15 protein-coding genes and 1 pseudogene are annotated in these 17,811 nt (G+C 34.1%); all 16 read left to right on the top strand.

Annotation, left to right across the window (positions count from 1 at the left end):
- The first annotated feature begins 2 nt into the window (after nt 1-2).
- The 16 genes and pseudogenes from ACTS9J_RS10000 to ACTS9J_RS09925 all read left to right on the top strand — a co-directional run bounded on the left by ACTS9J_RS10000 (nt 3) and on the right by ACTS9J_RS09925 (nt 17,796).
- Nucleotides 3-986 (top strand): aldo/keto reductase, encoded by a 984-nt coding sequence (locus ACTS9J_RS10000; protein WP_221856547.1) that lies wholly within the window; start codon nt 3-5, stop codon nt 984-986.
- Nucleotides 987-2,905: 1,919 nt separating this feature from the next.
- Nucleotides 2,906-3,008: pseudogene (locus tag ACTS9J_RS09995) on the top strand (IS982 family transposase); the annotation flags it as partial.
- A gap of 299 nt (nt 3,009-3,307) precedes the next feature.
- A complete protein-coding gene (locus ACTS9J_RS09990; protein ID WP_448353176.1) occupies nt 3,308-4,465 on the top strand; it encodes a homogentisate 1,2-dioxygenase in 1,158 nt (385 codons plus the stop codon).
- A gap of 207 nt (nt 4,466-4,672) precedes the next feature.
- The gene (gene hppD, locus ACTS9J_RS09985; RefSeq protein WP_125350265.1) at nt 4,673-5,803 is read left to right on the top strand and encodes a 4-hydroxyphenylpyruvate dioxygenase; all 1,131 of its coding nucleotides are present in this window, start codon (nt 4,673-4,675) and stop codon (nt 5,801-5,803) included.
- Between the two features lie 145 nt (nt 5,804-5,948).
- Nucleotides 5,949-6,737 carry a phosphatase PAP2 family protein gene (locus tag ACTS9J_RS09980; protein ID WP_291062426.1) on the top strand — a complete coding sequence of 263 codons (789 nt, stop codon included), beginning with the start codon at nt 5,949-5,951 and terminating at the stop codon, nt 6,735-6,737.
- 129 nt (nt 6,738-6,866) lie between these two features.
- The gene (locus ACTS9J_RS09975) at nt 6,867-8,126 is read left to right on the top strand and encodes a dihydrolipoamide acetyltransferase family protein (protein WP_291062428.1); all 1,260 of its coding nucleotides are present in this window, start codon (nt 6,867-6,869) and stop codon (nt 8,124-8,126) included.
- 5 nt (nt 8,127-8,131) lie between these two features.
- Nucleotides 8,132-10,186, top strand: a complete 2,055-nt coding sequence (locus ACTS9J_RS09970) for an alpha-ketoacid dehydrogenase subunit alpha/beta (RefSeq protein ID WP_448353175.1) — start codon at nt 8,132-8,134, stop codon at nt 10,184-10,186.
- A 116-nt stretch (nt 10,187-10,302) separates the two neighbouring features.
- Nucleotides 10,303-11,640, top strand: coding sequence for a phenylacetate--CoA ligase family protein (locus tag ACTS9J_RS09965; protein WP_221855025.1), 1,338 nt, complete (start codon nt 10,303-10,305; stop codon nt 11,638-11,640).
- 4 nt (nt 11,641-11,644) lie between these two features.
- The gene (locus ACTS9J_RS09960; RefSeq protein WP_038335706.1) at nt 11,645-12,217 is read left to right on the top strand and encodes a TetR/AcrR family transcriptional regulator; all 573 of its coding nucleotides are present in this window, start codon (nt 11,645-11,647) and stop codon (nt 12,215-12,217) included.
- 1 nt (nt 12,218) lies between these two features.
- Nucleotides 12,219-13,301, top strand: coding sequence for a 1,2-phenylacetyl-CoA epoxidase subunit PaaE (gene paaE, locus ACTS9J_RS09955; protein ID WP_286496253.1), 1,083 nt, complete (start codon nt 12,219-12,221; stop codon nt 13,299-13,301).
- A 22-nt stretch (nt 13,302-13,323) separates the two neighbouring features.
- Nucleotides 13,324-14,289: a 1,2-phenylacetyl-CoA epoxidase subunit PaaA gene (gene paaA, locus ACTS9J_RS09950; protein WP_038335708.1), complete on the top strand. Its 966-nt coding sequence runs from the start codon at nt 13,324-13,326 to the stop codon at nt 14,287-14,289.
- 4 nt (nt 14,290-14,293) lie between these two features.
- The gene (gene paaB / locus ACTS9J_RS09945; protein WP_038335709.1) at nt 14,294-14,581 is read left to right on the top strand and encodes a 1,2-phenylacetyl-CoA epoxidase subunit PaaB; all 288 of its coding nucleotides are present in this window, start codon (nt 14,294-14,296) and stop codon (nt 14,579-14,581) included.
- A gap of 3 nt (nt 14,582-14,584) precedes the next feature.
- A complete protein-coding gene (gene paaC / locus ACTS9J_RS09940; RefSeq protein ID WP_286496255.1) occupies nt 14,585-15,361 on the top strand; it encodes a 1,2-phenylacetyl-CoA epoxidase subunit PaaC in 777 nt (258 codons plus the stop codon).
- A complete protein-coding gene (gene paaD, locus ACTS9J_RS09935) occupies nt 15,355-15,843 on the top strand; it encodes a 1,2-phenylacetyl-CoA epoxidase subunit PaaD (protein WP_291062437.1) in 489 nt (162 codons plus the stop codon). The genes paaC and paaD overlap by 7 nt, the downstream gene beginning before the upstream one ends.
- Before the next feature lie 6 nt (nt 15,844-15,849).
- Nucleotides 15,850-16,635, top strand: coding sequence for an enoyl-CoA hydratase-related protein (locus tag ACTS9J_RS09930; RefSeq protein ID WP_291062439.1), 786 nt, complete (start codon nt 15,850-15,852; stop codon nt 16,633-16,635).
- A gap of 3 nt (nt 16,636-16,638) precedes the next feature.
- Nucleotides 16,639-17,796: a 3-hydroxyacyl-CoA dehydrogenase NAD-binding domain-containing protein gene (locus ACTS9J_RS09925; RefSeq protein ID WP_291076573.1), complete on the top strand. Its 1,158-nt coding sequence runs from the start codon at nt 16,639-16,641 to the stop codon at nt 17,794-17,796.
- Nucleotides 17,797-17,811: the final 15 nt, after the last annotated feature.

Raw genomic sequence — 17,811 nt, 5'->3', positions numbered from 1 at the left:
AAATGGAATACAGAAAATTAGGAAATACAGATTTAGAATTATCAGCAATCACTTACGGAGCCTTCGCTATCGGTGGAAATATGTGGGGTGGAAACGAGCAAAAAGATAGTATTGCATCGGTACAAGCTTCTATCGAAAATGGTGTAACAACTTTGGATACAGCGCCATTTTACGGTTTTGGATTGAGCGAAAAAATGATTGGTGAAGCTATAAAAGGTTATGATAGAACAAAAATTCAATTGTTAACAAAATTCGGTTTAGTTTGGGACGGAAGTAATAAGGGAAAAGGTGAATTTTTCTTTGATGCAGAAGAAAATGGAAAAGCAATTCCTGTTTATAAATATTCATCAAAAGAAAGTGTTATTAAAGAAGTAGAAGACAGTCTAAGACGTTTACAAACGGATTATATCGACTTATTGCAAATTCACTGGCCAGATACTACAACGCCAATTTCAGAAACGATGGAAGCCTTGGAAATTTTAATTCAACAAGGTAAAATTCGTGCTGCTGGTGTAAGTAATTACAGTGTGGATCAAGTAGAAGAAGCGCGTAAAACACTAAATATCGCGAGTAATCAAGTTGGATATAGTATGCTGAACCGCGGAGTAGAGCAGGACTTAGTTCCTTATGCTTTGGATAATGATTTAGGAATTATTGTGTACAGCCCAATGGAAAGAGGTTTACTTACCGGAAAATACTTTAAAGATGGAAAACTGAAAGATAATGACCACAGAAATGGTTATTTCCAACAATTTGATTTAGATAAAGTAAAAACTTTCCTTGAAACAATTACTCCAATTGCAGCAGAAAAAGGAGCTACACTTTCACAATTAGTTTTACGTTGGACAAGTTTACAACCTGCTATTTCGATTGTTTTAGCTGGATCAAGAAATGCTGAACAAGCGATAGCCAATGCAAAAGCAATGGATATTACTATTTCTGCTGAAGAAATGAAATTCATCAATACAGAATTGGCGAAAATCTAAAAATAAGAAAATAGATGAAAACAAAACCTATAATCAAATTTGTAGCTATTGGTTACGCACAAGATAAAACTTTAATTGATCCGAAAGATACCAGTTGACAAACATCACCTTATGGAAAAGGAGACGAAATAGGTGCTGCAAAGCTGATTACGCCCGAACTGGTTATGCAGTCGATTAAATTGGTAAAGCAAGGTTTACAATATTCAACCAGGAGAACAAGGTGGACAGACTTTAGGTTCTAATAAATTTAGTTTTAATGATGAATTGGTTAACGGTTGGACAGGTGTTGGATCACAGTTAAATGATATTGGACATATTGGAATTGATAATGTATATTACGATGGAAATAAAGCAACTGATTTTCACTTTTAACAATGAATTAAAAACCGTCATTGTTGAAGAGACAAGATTATTGTAAATAAGAGTACCAAAACCGACATACGATTTGCAGACGAGATTCAATCCATTGAAACGAGCGTAAAAAAGATTAGTGAGCGATAGCGAGTCATTTAATATTTTTAGTGAGTAAAATGAAGATTGAACGTCGATAATCGCAGTCTTGACGTTTTGTAATCACATACTCTGTTAGCACAGACTTTGCATTAAGGTAAAAGTTTAAAAATGTACCTGCTCTACTAGAGCTTCTCCTTTTAATTTCAAATGTTTTTGTGTCAAGTTAAAAATGAACATAGTTAAGCATTTAGTGAGTAGTCGTTATTTCTCGTCTAAGTCTTCGATACTACGTTTTACAAACGTCACTCTGACTGACGATAATAAGAAGCTGAAATGAATTCAGCTTGAGAATTTGTAATTGAAATACAATTTGTTTGTTGTCATTCTGAGTTTATCTAAGAATCTCTTTCTTTCATTTTTTATTCATTTCCTGTTCATTTTAATTATTGGTATTCATATGCCTTACAGGGAAAAGAACAAAAAAGTAATCAATATTTCGGCAGGATCAGTACAAGCAAAGACTTGGCTGTAAACCTCACTACTAAAAATGTTCTCATTTCACTAAAGATTTTAAAAACCCTACGGCTAAAACCTTTTTTACGTTACATTCAACCATTTTCTTAACGTGATAGTTTTAATGCCGGTTTTTATTAAGTTTTACGTTCTACGCTTAACGCTTAACTCTTATTAATATTCAAATTCTTTTTAACCAATGAATTTTGTCATTCTGGGTTTGTCTCAGAATCGCATTCAATATGTCATTTCGAGGTATCGAGAAATCTTTTGTCACTTTTTTATTCATTTGAATATCTATTTTAATTATAGGTATTCATATGTCCTTCGGGGAAGCTCATCCAAAAAAACATTTGAAATTAAAAGGAGGAGCCATGGTATGGCTCAGGTATTCCTTTTCTTTATTTTCATTTCTTCCTTTCATTTTTTATTCATTTCCTGTTTATTTTAATTATTGGTATTCATATGCCCTTCGGGGAAGAGCATCCAAAAAAACGAAACAAAAAAAGATGCCGACAGTAGTCTCTCAATGATTCAACTTACTAAATTATTTCCATAAAGTTGGTAACTCGCTCCACTCAAACACTCCAACTTTTTTATTTCAATAATTTAGAGTTGAATCGCATTTCGATTCTAAATCGTCGGATTTTTTTAATTCCTTTTTCAATATTCAACTCCATTTATAACAACGAGTTCTAAAACCGTCATTGCTGAAGAGTCGAGCGTCAATTCGGCGTAGTGAGCGTTAACAATGATTTATGTTCGCATTTCTTATGCGAATGTTCTAAAGCATTTAGTGAGTAGTCGTTATTGACCGACTTGTAGGCACGGACTTGATTTTTTTGGTTCGCTTTGGATCAGGCCAAAATGAATATATAATCTTTTCTCACCACAATAGAAGCATAGATTTTTGCTACATTCTAAGCTTGATGTAATACGTTTTCTTATAACAGCGAATTTTAGTTAGAATAAAGGTTTTAACAACCATTCAGCATCTCAATAAATTTCTTTTCAATAGAAACATAAAATAATCTCAAAATTAATCTAGTTCAATAATGCCCTACGGGTTATATGTAGTTTTTTAAAAATATTGAAAATAATTGTTGTAAAGCATTTTTTAGTAAGGTATTTTGTACAATCAAAAAATGTTTCTATCTTTGAGATAGCCACAGAAAAGAAATGCAAACAATTAAAGAAAATATTAAACCTTTATTTGTTGGAATGAATAAGCAAACTTCTGCTTTACTTTCCAAAATTGTATTTGCTCAATATTCACACTAGAATATTGCAGATTATTTGTTGACGAATCTCGTCATCTATATCCCTTTTCATCAAAATAACAAACAAAATACGATATGCCACTTTATCATCATTTGGGAGAATTCCCACAAAAGCGACATACGGTATTCCGAAAACCAAATGGAGAATTATATGCAGAAGAATTAGTTTCTACGCATGGATTTTCGAGTACGTATTCCAATGTTTACCACTGTTATCCACCAACTTTGGTAAAAGGGATTAGCGAACCTTATTCGGTAGAGCCAAAAATTGCTCGCGCAAAACATTTAAAGCATACCTCTTTAAAAGGTTTTAAAGTAAAACCTACCAAAGATTATTTAGAATCTCGTGTGCCAGTTTTGGTTAACAATGATTTGCATATTTCATTGGCTGCGCCACAAGAATCGATGATAGATTATTTCTACAAAAATTCGATGGCGGATGAAATAATTTTTATACACGAAGGTTCTGGAGTTCTGAAAACTGGTTATGGACAAATTGAATTTGAATATGGAGATTATTTAGTGATTCCACGTGGAATTATTTATCAGCTTCATTTTAATGATTCTAATAATCGTCTATTTATTACAGAATCATTTAGCCCAGTTGAAACACCTCGTCGTTATCGCAATCATTTTGGACAGTTAATGGAACATTCGCCTTTTTGCGAGCGCGATATTAAACGTCCTCAAAATCTTGAAACAAATGATGAACACGGAGATTTCAAGATTATGATCAAAAAAGAAGGATTAATTTATCCTTACGTTTATGGAACTCATCCTTTTGATTTTGTAGGTTGGGATGGTTATCATTATCCATGGGCTTTTTCTATTCATAATTTCGAGCCAATTACAGGGCGTATCCATCAGCCGCCGCCTGTTCATCAAACTTTCGAAGGTGCAGGTTTTGTGATTTGTAGTTTTGTTCCGCGTCTTTTCGATTATCATCCAAATGCGATTCCAGCACCTTATAACCATAGTAATGTCGATTCTGATGAGATATTATATTATGTGGATGGAGATTTTATGTCTAGAAAATCGGTTGAGAAAGGACAAATTACATTACATCCAGCAGGAATTCCGCATGGCCCACATCCTGGGACAGTTGAAAAATCGATTGGAACGAAAGAAACACATGAATTAGCTGTGATGATTGATCCTTTCAGACCATTGATGTTAACCGAACAAGCTTTAGAAATCGAAGATCCAGATTATTATAAATCTTGGCTTTATTAAGAGATTTTAATTTTGTTCTAAGTTCTAAGTTCTAAGTTCTAAGTTCTAAGTTCTAAGTTCTAAGTTCTAAGTTCTAAGTTCGTTGTCATTCTGAACTTGATTTAGAATTAAATATTTTAAGTAAAAGAAACTGAATAAATCATAAATAGTAAAACTTAATACATTTTACTTTTTACTGAATACAATAAAATAAAAAACACAATAAAAATGAGTACACAAACATTTGCTGAAAAAATAGCATTAGCACAAGACTTTCTTCCAATTAATGGAACAGATTATATCGAGTTTTATGTTGGTAATGCAAAACAATCTGCACATTATTACAAAACAGCTTTCGGATTTCAAGAAGTTGCATATGCTGGCCCAGAAACAGGAGTGAGAGATAGAGCTTCTTATGTTTTACAACAAGGGAAGATTCGTTTGGTATTAACTTCTGGTTTAAAATCAGATTCTCCAATTTGTCAACATGCAATGAAACATGGTGATGGAGTTAAAATTTTAGCACTTTGGGTGGATGATGCGTACGATGCTTTTGAGCAAACAACAAAACGTGGAGGAAAACCTTATATGGAGCCAACTACGATTACAGATGAGTTTGGAGAAGTAAAAATGTCTGGAATTTATACATATGGCGAAACAATCCATATGTTTATTGAACGTAAAAATTATGAAGGTCCTTTTATGCCAGGTTATGTAAAATCTGAATCAACATATCAACCAACTGATTGTGGTTTATTATATGTGGATCATTGCGTTGGTAATGTGGGTTGGAATCGTATGAATGAGGCGGTTGCTTGGTACCAAGATGTAATGGGATTTGTAAATATTTTATCGTTTGATGATAAACAAATCAATACGGAATATTCAGCATTAATGTCGAAAGTGATGAGTAACGGAAATGGTTATTCAAAATTTCCTATTAATGAGCCTGCAGAAGGTCAAAAGAAATCTCAAGTTGAAGAATATTTAGATTTTTACGAAGGAGAAGGAGTGCAGCATATTGCAGTTGCGACTAAGGATATTGTAAAAACTGTGACAGAACTTAAATCTCGTGGAGTAGAGTTTTTATCTGCGCCACCAGAGGCTTATTACGATATGATTCCAGAACGTGTGGGTGAAATTGATGAGGATATTAAGAAGTTACAAGATCTAGGAATTTTGGTTGATTGTGATGAAGAAGGTTATTTGTTACAAATTTTTACGAAACCAGTCGAAGATCGTCCAACATTATTCTACGAAATTATCGAGCGTCATGGAGCCCAATCGTTTGGAGCAGGTAATTTCAAAGCATTGTTCGAAGCCTTAGAAAGAGAGCAAGAACGTCGAGGAAATTTATAAATAGATATTTTTTTTAAAGCCATTGGATTATTTCTAATGGCTTTTTTCTTAATCAAATTTTAAGTTTTGTGTAAGGAGGTTTCAAATACATTTGTTCAATAAAATGAATGTGAAAATGAACCAAATTAAAACAAAAACGATAGTCATGAATTGTGTATTACTTTCAATATTTTCGATAAAAGGAAATGCACAAGATACAATTCAGCAAACTAAAACCGATTCTATTCAACTTGATTCTATTCCAAAGCAAACATTTAATCCAGAAGATAAAGTTTATCATTTCAACGCCAAAAAGTTGATTATTCCTGCGACTTTAATTACATACGGAAGTTTGAGTTTGGCAATTCCAGCATTGGATAATTTAAATAAATCTACTCAAAACGAAATTTTAGAAGATAAAACAAAAGGAAATAAATATGATAATTATACACAATATTTACCTGCAGCGGCGGTTTATGGATTGAATTTGGCTGGCGTTCAAGGGAAACATAATTTACGAGATCGTACAATAATTTTTGCAGCTTCTCAAATCATCAATACAGGTTTGGTAATGGGACTAAAGCACGCTGTGCAAGAGGAAAGACCCGATGGTACAAACAATCTTTCTTTTCCTTCTGGACATACGGCAAATGCGTTTTCTACGGCTCAATTTATGTTTCGAGAATACCAAGATTCTAATTTTTGGTTGAGTTTGGCTGGATATCCTTTGGCTGCTTTTACGGGTGTTTATCGTGTTATCAATAATCGCCATTGGGTTGGAGATGTTGTTGCTGGAGCGGGAATAGGAATTTTATCGACGGAATTGGCGTATTGGTTATTTCCTACGATTAACAATTGGTTTTATCCAAAAAATAAAGAATCAAAAGTGGCGACAATGGTTTTTCCTGTTTATCAAAATAATCAAGCTGGAGTTGGTTTGGTGATGAGGTTTTAATAGGTATGAGTTTTGGATAATCTAATAGCTACACTAAAAAAACAAAATTCCAATGAATATTTCAACTAACATTCATTAGTTTTTATAAAAAATGATTATATTCAACGCTCAAAACTGCAAACAAATAAAATGAAGAATATAGAACTAACGATTCCAAAATTGGGAGAAAGTGTTGAGTCTGTACAGTTGGTTCGTTTTACAAAAAACGTTGGTGATTTCATTCATGAGGATGAAGTAATTGCCGAAGTTTCGACGGATAAAGTAGATTCTGATGTGCCTTCTACAACTGCTGGAAAAATTATTGAGTTTAGATTTAATGAAGGAGATGAGATAAAAATAGGAGAAGTTTTCGCTTTAATTGAGCCTTCAGAAACTCAACAACAATCAGCTCAAAAAACTGAAAATGTTGAAGAAAAAAAGATTGAAACTGTTACAACTTTACAAACTATAAATTCAATCGATACAAATCAATTTTTATCACCTTTGGTAAAAAGTATTATCCAAAAAGAAAATCTTCAATCAACAGATATTTCACAAATAAAAGGTTCTGGTCGTGATGGAAGAATTTCGAAAAATGATGTATTAAATTATATTCAAAATAAACCATTTACAACTAATAATTCAAGTAATACTATAAATAAAAATAATATAGTTTCAAGTTCTTCTTATGGAGCGAAAGATGAAATTATTGAGATGGATAAAATGCGTCAATTGATTTCAAAACACATGAAAAAGAGTAAACAAACTTCGCCTCATGTGACGGCTTATGTAGAACCTGATGTTACGAATTTTGTGAAATGGCGCGAAGAAAATAAAGCTGCTTTTGAAGCTAAATACAAACAAAAATTGACATTTACACCGTTAATTGTAGATTGTGTTGTTCGTGCAATTAAAGATTTTCCAATGATTAATGTGTCAGTTGATGAAACTGAGACTAAAATAATCAAACACAATGAGATAAATATTGGAATTGCAACTGCTTTACCAAGTAATAATTTAATTGTTCCTGTCATTCATCAAGCCAATGAATTAAATTTAGAAGGTTTAGCAAAAGGTGTGAATTCAATTGTAGATAAAGCAAGAAATAATAAACTTTCGCCAGATGATGTTCGTGGAGGAACGTTCACAATAAGTAATGTGGGGACTTTTGGTAATTTGATGGGAACGCCAATTATCAATCAACCTGAAGTGGCAATTTTAGCGACTGGCGTGATCAAGAAAAAACCTGCGGTTTTGGAAACTGAATTCGGAGATATTATTGTGGCGAGACAATTTATGTATTTGTCACTTTCGTTTGATCATCGTGTGATAGACGGATCTTTGGGAGGCGTTTTCTTGAAACGAATTTCAGATTACATGGAAAATTGGGATGTTAACACGCAAATTTAATCAGAATGGAAACCACATTATCAACAACAACATTACTTAAAAAAGCATACGAATTATTGGTTACTGCAAAATCTTTAACCGAATTATACGAAGAAAATAAAGCTGTAACAAGCAAATATGTACATGCAACAGCGCGTGGACACGAAGCAATACAAATTGCTACAGGATTACAATTATTACCACAAGATTACTTAAGCGCGTATTACCGTGATGATGCCATGTTATTATCAATTGGAATTACGCCTTATGAATTGATGCTGCAATTATTAGCAAAACGCGAAGATATTTTTTCTGGAGGAAGAACCTATTATTCTCATCCAAGTTTGCGCCGTGATAATATGCCGAAAATTCCGCATCAAAGTAGTGCAACAGGAATGCAAGCGATTCCAACAACAGGAATTGCGATGGGAATGCAATACAAAGAGTTAGAAGGTCTTTGTGATGAAGAAGTAAAACCAATTGCAGTTTGTTCGTTAGGAGATGCGTCTTGTACGGAAGGCGAGGTGGCAGAAGCTTTCCAAATGGCAGCGTTGAAACAATTACCAATTTTATATTTGGTTCAAGATAATGAATGGGATATTTCGGCTTCGGCAGATGAAATTCGTGCACAAGATATCGCTCATTATGCAAAAGGTTTCAATGGTTTGGAAGTTTTTGTGGTTGATGGAACGGATTTTTTAGCTTCTTATGAAACGATTCAACGTGCAATTGAAATTATTCGTACAGAACGTCGTCCGATTTTGGTTCATGCAAAAGTTCCTTTATTGAATCATCATACATCTGGCGTTCGCAAAGAATGGTACAGAGATGATTTAGAGGAAGCACAATCTCGTGATCCTTACGATAAATTAAAATATACTTTATTAAATGAAGGTTTCGATGAAAATGATTTAATCGAAATTGAAAATAAAATAAAAGAACAAGTTCAGGCAGAATATCAAGAAGCGTTGAAAGCAGAAGATCCTCGCCCCGAAGATTTATATACGCATGTTTTTGCGCCAACATCGATTACTGAAGAAAAAGGAAATCGTTCACCAGAAGGTAAGGATAAAACAGTAATGGTAGATTCTGCATTGTTTGCGATTCGTGAATTGATGGCAGAACATCCAGAAGCTATATTATATGGACAAGATGTAGGGTTGCGTTTGGGTGGAGTTTTTCGTGAAGCGGCAACTTTAGCAAAACAATATGGTAAAAATCGTGTATTTAATACACCAATTCAAGAAGCATTTATAATCGGATCTACAGTTGGAATGTCTGCAGTTGGCTTAAAACCAATTGTTGAGGTTCAATTTGCCGATTATATTTGGCCAGGATTGAATCAATTATTTACAGAAGTAGCGCGTTCTAATTACTTATCAAATGGCAAATGGCCAGTTTCTATGATTTTACGTGTGCCAATTGGTGCGTATGGAAGCGGAGGACCTTATCACTCAAGTTCAGTAGAAAGTGTTTTGACGAATATCAAAGGAATTAAAATTGCGTATCCATCTACTGGAGCGGATTTGAAAGGTTTGATGAAAGCTGCTTATTACGATCCAAATCCTGTTGTAATGCTAGAACACAAAGGTTTATACTGGAGTAAGATAAAAGGAACAGAAGATGCCGCGACTGTTGAGCCAGACGAACATTATGTATTGCCTTTTGGTAAAGCACGTGAAGTTTTAACGGCTGAATCTTCTCAAAATCATAATTCTGTTTCGATTATTACATACGGAATGGGAGTGTATTGGGCAAAACAAGCGGCAAAGGGTTTTCCTAATCAAGTCGAAATTATCGATTTAAGAACTTTAGTTCCGTTAGATGAAGAAACAATCTTTAATAGTGTAAAAAAACACAATCGTTGTATTGTTTTAACAGAAGAAGCGAAGCAAAACTCTTTTGCACAGAGTATTTCAGGCTTAATTAATGAAGAGTGTTTTGAGTACTTAGATGCACCAATTCGTGTGTTAGGAGCGAAAGATATGCCAGCAATTCCATTAAATTCGACTTTAGAAGCAGAGATGTTACCTAATGCTGAAAAATTAAAAACATTGATTAATGATGTTTTATCTTATTAAAAGACAATAATTAGTATGAATTGTATTTTTTACACTAAAAAAAACTAACGTTTGTTAGTTTTTTTAGTTTTTTTGATTAAATTTGTTATTATCAAAAATCAAAATCTGCAAAAATTATGATATTTAATCCCGAGATAGAACAAATGCCAATTGAAAAATTGCGCGTTCTTCAAAACGAAAGACTTCAAAACATGTTGCAAAAAGTGTATAACAATGTACCTTTTTACAAAGAAGCATTTGATGCAGCTGGAATAAAACCAGAAGACATCAAAGGTGTTGAAGATCTACACAAATTACCTTTCACCAAAAAAACACATTTAAGAGAGAACTATCCGTTCGGATTATTTGCAGAACCAAAGAGCAACGTAATCCGTTTACATTGTTCAAGTGGCACAACAGGAAAACCAACAGTTGTAGGTTATACCAAAAACGACATCGAATTATTTTCAGAAGTAGTAGCGCGTTCTTTAGCAGCTTCTGGATGCGAACCAGGGATGACATTACAAAATGCCTATGGTTATGGTTTGTTTACAGGAGGTTTGGGATTACATTATGGAGCAGAAAAGTTAGGAATGACAGTTGTTCCTATTTCTGGTGGAAATACTGAAAAACAAATCATGTTGTTGAAAGATTTTCAGGCTGATGCGATTTGTGCAACACCATCGTATGCATTAACAGTAGCTGAGGAAATCAAGAAAAGAGGCGAATCATTAGAAAGCTTAAATCTTAAGTTTGCGATTTTAGGATCAGAACCATGGTCAGAAGCATTACGTCAAGAAGTAGAAGGAAGTTTAAACATCAAAGCTTCTAATATCTATGGATTGAGCGAAATTATCGGACCTGGTGTATCTAATGAAGATTATGAAGAGCAAGGAACAGGATCTTACATTTGGGAAGACCACTTCTTTCCAGAGATTGTAGACGAGAAAACAGGTGAGCCTGTGCCTTATGGACAACCTGGAGTTTTAGTGATTACAACGTTAACAAAAGAAGCTTTACCATTGGTGCGTTATTGGACGGGAGATATCACAACCCTTACGTACGAATATTCTAAGAAAAGAACGCATATCAAAATGGGACCAATTATTGGTCGTGCAGATGATATGATGATTATTAGAGGTGTAAATTTCTTTCACACACAAATCGCTGATTTTATTCCAGAATTTCCAGAATTATCGCCAAATTATCAAGTAGTTTTAACAAAACCTAAAAATATGGATGCTGTAGAAGTTGGATTTGAAATTAATCCTGACTATTTTGCAAGCCAAGGTTTCACTTGTGATAATTTGAACGACGAATCTAATCATGCATGTTGCAAATTAATCTCTAATATTCACAAAAAAATTAGAGACAATATTGGATTAGGAATGAATGTTAAATTGTATCAAGTTGATGAACTTCCGAAAAGTGAAGGAGGAAAATTAAACCGAATCATCGATAACAGACATTTATAAATATATGCCTAAACAAAGTAAAAAAGAACTGATTATTCAAGAAGCTGCCTTAATCTTTAAACAAAAAGGTTATTCGGCAACATCAATGCGCGAACTGGCTGAAAAGGTTGGAATGGAAGCCGCAAGTTTATACAATCACATTCGTTCGAAAGACGAAATTTTAGAAGAGATTTGTTTTAAAGTTGCTAATCAATATGTTTCTCACATTAGCTCGATCGAAGATACAAACGAATCAAATGTTCAGAAATTGAGAGATTTAATTCAATTGCATGTCAGAATGATTATTGATGAGCCAAACGAAGTTTCTGTTGCAAATAATGATTGGAAAAATCTTTCGGATACGAAAAAGGATTTGTATAAAACAATTCGAAAAGGATACGAAAAAAGAATCGCTAATCTTATCAAAGCAGGAATTGCAGCAGGCGAATTTAAAGACTTGAATGTTTCGGTTGCTTTATTTACTTTATTATCATCATTACGTTGGATAGAATTGTGGTACAAACCTGGACGAGATATCTCACCAGAGCAATTAGAAAATGACTTAATGACACTATTAATTAACGGATTTCAAAAATAATATGGCTATAAATTTTCACCAATTACGCGTTAAAAATGTAAAAAAGGAAACACCAGATTGTGTATCCGTTACATTTGAAGTGCCAGAAGAATTAAACCAAGAATTCAAATTCAAACATGGTCAATATTTAACGTTTAAGAATTTTCACAATAACGAAGAAATTAGACGTTCTTACTCAATTTGTTCAAGTCCTTTGGATAATGAATTAAGAGTTGCTGTAAAGAAAATTGAGGATGGAATTTTCTCGACATTTGTTAACGATACAATCAAAGTTGGCGATGTTCTTGATGTAATGACTCCACAAGGAAATTTCTTTACAGAAGTACACGAAGACAACAAAAAATTATATGTAGGAATTGTGGCGGGATCTGGAATTACACCAGTACTTTCTATCATCAAAACAGTTCTACAAACAGAACCTAACAGTCAATTTGTACTGTTATATGGAAACAGAAACAAAGGTTCGATTATTTTTAAAGAAGAAATCGAAGCATTAAAAAATAGATACATGGAACGCATTAGCGTTTACAATATCTTGAGTCGTGAAACGGCTGATGCTGAGATTTTGAGTGGTCGTATTGATAAAGCAAAAATTGAATATTTCTTGCAAAATATGATCGATCCAAAAGAAGTAAGCGAAGTTTTCCTTTGTGGTCCAGAAGAAATGATTTTAAGCGGTCGTGACGCTTTTGTAGAAGCAGGAGTTGATGCAAAACATTTGCATTTCGAATTATTCTATAGTGCATCTGCAGAAGCGAAAAAGGTAGAGCGTCAAAAAGCTGTAAAACAATCAGACGATACAATGAGTAAAGTAACCATCAAATTAGATGCAACAGCTTTACAGATTGATTTGGGTTACAATGGCGACACAATCTTAGATGCGGCTTTACAAAACGGAGCTGATTTACCTTATGCTTGTAAAGGTGGTGTTTGCGCAACTTGTAAGTGTAAAGTAGAGAAGGGTGAGGTAGAAATGGACATCAACTACTCACTTGAGCCAGATGAATTAGAAAGAGGATTTGTATTAGCGTGTCAAGCGCACCCTCGTTCTGCAGAAGTCGTGGTAGATTTTGATGCCAAATAATCAACTTTAAAAACGTTTAGAAATGAGTGCAAAAGAAATTGATTTTCAAGAAATCTTCGATAATAAGATTGAAAATGAAGTTCGTATCGAACCAAAAGACTGGATGCCAGACGCATACCGTAAAACATTAATCAGACAAATCTCTCAACATGCTCACTCAGAAATTGTTGGGATGTTACCAGAAGCAAACTGGATTACAAGAGCGCCTTCATTAAATAGAAAGAAAATCTTATTAGCGAAAGTTCAAGACGAAGCTGGTCACGGATTATACTTATATTGTGCTGCTGAAACATTAGGTGTTTCCCGTATTCAAACATTAAATGATTTACATTCAGGTAAAGCTAAATATTCATCAATCTTCAATTATCCAACCCTTACTTGGGCAGATATCGGAATGATTGGTTGGTTGGTAGATGGAGCTGCGATTCTGAATCAAGTTCCATTATGTCGTACATCTTACGGACCTTATGCTCGCGCAATGGTACGTGTTTGTAAAGAAGAATCTTTCCACCAAAGACAAGGTTACGAAGCATTAGTGGTATTATCAAAAGGAACACCAGAACAAAAAGCGATGTTGCAAGATGCAATGAATCGTTGGTGGTGGCCTACATTAATGATGTTTGGACCAAAAGATGAAGAATCATCAAACTCAGAATTATCAATGAAATGGAGAATCAAACGTTTTTCGAATGACGAATTACGTCAACGTTTCGTGGATATTTCTATTCCTCAAGCCGAATATTTAGGATTAACTATTCCAGATCCAGATCTAAAATTCAATGAAGAAACAGGGCACTATGAATTCGGAGAAATTGATTGGGAAGAATTCTGGAATGTTGTGAAAGGAAACGGTAAATGTAACAAACAACGTTTGGATGCTCGCCGTAACGCACACAACGAAGGAGCTTGGGTTCGTGACGCAGCAACAGCTTACCACGAAAAAAGAAAACAAAGAGAATTAGAAAAAGAACAACGCAAAAATGCATAAAAAGATGGAAAATAGAGATTGGCCTTTATGGGAAGTATTCATTAGAAGTAAACAAGGGTTAGACCACAAACACGTTGGGAGCTTACATGCTGCTGATGCTACAATGGCACTTGAAAATGCACGTGATGTATATACACGTCGTTTAGAAGGTGTAAGTATTTGGGTGGTAGAATCTGCTAATATCCATGCTTCTAATCCTGATGAAGCAGAACAATTTTTTGATCCTGCAGAAGACAAAGTTTACCGTCATCCAACTTTTTATGATGTACCAGAAGAAATTAAAAACATGTAATTTATGACAAGTACAGTTTATCAAAACAATCAAAATTACATCGATTTTATCTTGCATTTAGCGGATACAAATCTAATTTTGGCACAACGTTTATGCGAATGGTGTGGTCATGGTCCAATTTTAGAACAAGACATTGCAATGTCTAATATGGCGTTGGATTTATTAGGTCAAACTTCTAATTATTATAACTATGCGGCTGAAATGATCGGAAATGGAGCAACTGAAGATACGTTAGCAATGTTACGTGAAGAGCGTGAATATAAAAACTTATTGTTGGTTGAATTACCAAACGGACATTTCGGAGACACAGTTGCACGTCAATTCTTTTACGATTCTTACCATGCGTTATTGTTAGAGCAATTTTTGAAAGTAAAAGATCTTAAATTACAAGCCATCGCTGAAAAATCATTGAAAGAGGTAAAATATCACTTAAAATGGTCATCAGAATGGATGATTCGTTTAGGAGATGGAACACAAGAATCTCACGATAAAATTCAGGAAGCTGTAAACAATATTTTACCTTATGTAAAAGAAGCATTTTTATTAGCACCTTACCAAAAAGCTTTAGTTGAAGAAGGATTAATTTCAAGCCCAGAAGAATTTCAAGCAACTTGGTTAGCAAATGTAAAAGCAATTTTAGACGAAGCGACAATTGAAGCTGATGTAGAAAATGCGTTTGTACAAAAAGGAGGTAAAGAAGGTCTTCATACAGAGCATTTAGGATTTATCTTAACAGATTTACAATATTTACAAAGAACTTATCCAGATTCGCAATGGTAACCGAAAAAGAAATTTGGCACTACATGGAGGAAGTCGCTGATCCAGAAATTCCTGTGATTAGTGTAATCGATCTTGGTGTTGTGCGTAAAATTGAATTAATTGACCAAGAAAGTGTCAACGTTACAATTACGCCAACCTATTCTGGATGTCCTGCTATGAGTGCAATTTCAATTTCTGTTCGTTTAAAATTAATCGAAAAAGGATTCAAAAATATCAATGTCATTAATCAGTTGAGCCCTTCGTGGTCAACTGATTGGATGACAGAAGAAGGAAAGCAAAAAATGAAGGCTTATGGAATTGCACCGCCAACCAAAAATCCTTCGTCTGATGCGCTTTTTTCGGATGAACAAAATGTAGAATGTCCACAATGTGGCTCTACAGATACCAGACTTATCAGTCAATTTGGTTCTACGGCCTGCAAAGCTATGTATCAATGCAATAGTTGCCACGAACCATTTGATTATTTCAAATGTCATCACTAAAAAATTATGGAAAATTCAACATCAATCCTATACACACAAGAGGGAGGAATTGCTACGATTACGTTGAATCGTCCTTCTGTTTTTAACAGTTTTAATCAGGAAATGATTAAAGCTCTTCAACATCACTTGGATGTTGCAGCTCAAGATGTTTCTGTTCGTGCAGTGGTTTTAACTGGAACGGGAAAAGCATTCTGCGCTGGTCAAGATTTAGGCGAAGTTTTAGAAGAAATAGAAATCGACTTCAATAAAATCGTTCAGGAAAATTATAATCCATTGGTTCTTAAAATTAGAAACATGGACAAACCAGTTGTTGCTGCTGTAAACGGTGTTGCTGCCGGTGCGGGAGCAAATTTAGCTTTGGCTTGTGACATTGTTGTCGCGAAAGAATCGACAAATTTCATTCAAGCTTTTTCTAAAATTGGTTTAATCCCAGATTGTGGAGGAACTTATTTCTTACCTCGTTTAATTGGACTTCAAAAAGCAACTGCTTTAATGATGCTTGCAGATAAAGTTTCGGCGGCTCAAGCAAAAGAAATCGGAATGATTTATGAGTTTTTTGCTGACGATATTTTCGATGCTGAAGTTGCAAAGATTGCTGATAAATTAGCGAATCTTCCAACAAAAGGTTTGGCTTATACAAAGAAGTTATTGAATCAAACATTTAATAATTCAATCGAAGAACAATTAATTCAAGAAGGATTATTTCAAGCTAAATCAGGGAATACATCAGATTATCAAGAAGGTGTAGACGCATTTATCGAGAAAAGAAATCCTGTTTTTAAAGGCGAGTAAGAAATGAAAAAAATAGGAATTATTGGTGGTGGAGCAATGGGGTCTGGAATTGCGCAAGTTTTTGCTCAATCTGGTCATCCAGTTGTTTTATATGACACAAATAAAGAAGCTTTAGATCGTTCAAAACAAAACTTAGCGAAGACATTCGAGAAGTTAGTGGCGAAAAAAAAATATACAGCTGAAAAAGCACAAGAAATTCAAAACAATATCGAATATGCAGATAGCTTAACCGCTTTTGCATCGATTGATTTGATGATTGAAGCAATTATTGAAAATTTAGATATTAAAAAATCAGTTTTCAAACAAGTGGAAGAACTCGTTTCTGACGAATGTATTTTAGCGTCAAACACTTCTTCATTATCAATCGCATCAATTGCATCTGCGTGTTCAAAACCAGAACGTGTTATTGGAATTCACTTTTTTAATCCTGCGCCTTTAATGGCTTTGGTAGAGATTATTCCAGCCGTACAAACGCGAGAAGATTTAGCAGAAGAAGTAAAAGCATTGATTCAATCTGTTGGTAAATTACCTGTAATTACGAAAGATACGCCAGGATTTATTGTAAATCGTGTAGCTCGTCCATTTTATAGCGAATCAATTCGTTTATTAGAAGAAGGAGTTGCAGATGCAGAAACAATAGACTTTGCGATGACTTCTGTTGGAGGTTTCCGTATGGGACCATTCGAATTAATGGATTTTATTGGTCATGATGTAAATTATCGTGTAACCGAATCGGTTTTCGAATCATTCTTTTATGATCCAAGATTTAAACCATCTTTCTCTCAAAAACGCTTATTCGAAGCTGGATATTACGGACGTAAATCTGGTCGTGGATTTTACAATTATGCAGAAGGAGTGGAGAAAAAAGTACTATCTCAAGATCAAGCTTTATTAGAAAAAATATACAAACGTGTTTTGGTGATGTTAATCAACGAAGCAGCTGATGCTTTATTTTTAAACATTGCAAACCGTGAAGATTTAGATACGGCGATGACAAAAGGTGTAAATTATCCAAAAGGATTATTGAAATGGGCGGATGAATATGGACTGGAAAATGTACAAAATGATTTAGATGAATTGTATAATTATTACCATGAAGATCGTTACCGTTTAAGTCCAATTATCAGAAATTTCGTCAAAGAAAATAAAACATTCTACTAAAAATTATCAAAAAAA

Source organism: Empedobacter sp. ULE_I140 (assembly GCF_053482575.1).
This window is presented reverse-complemented; position numbering and strand designations above follow the sequence as displayed.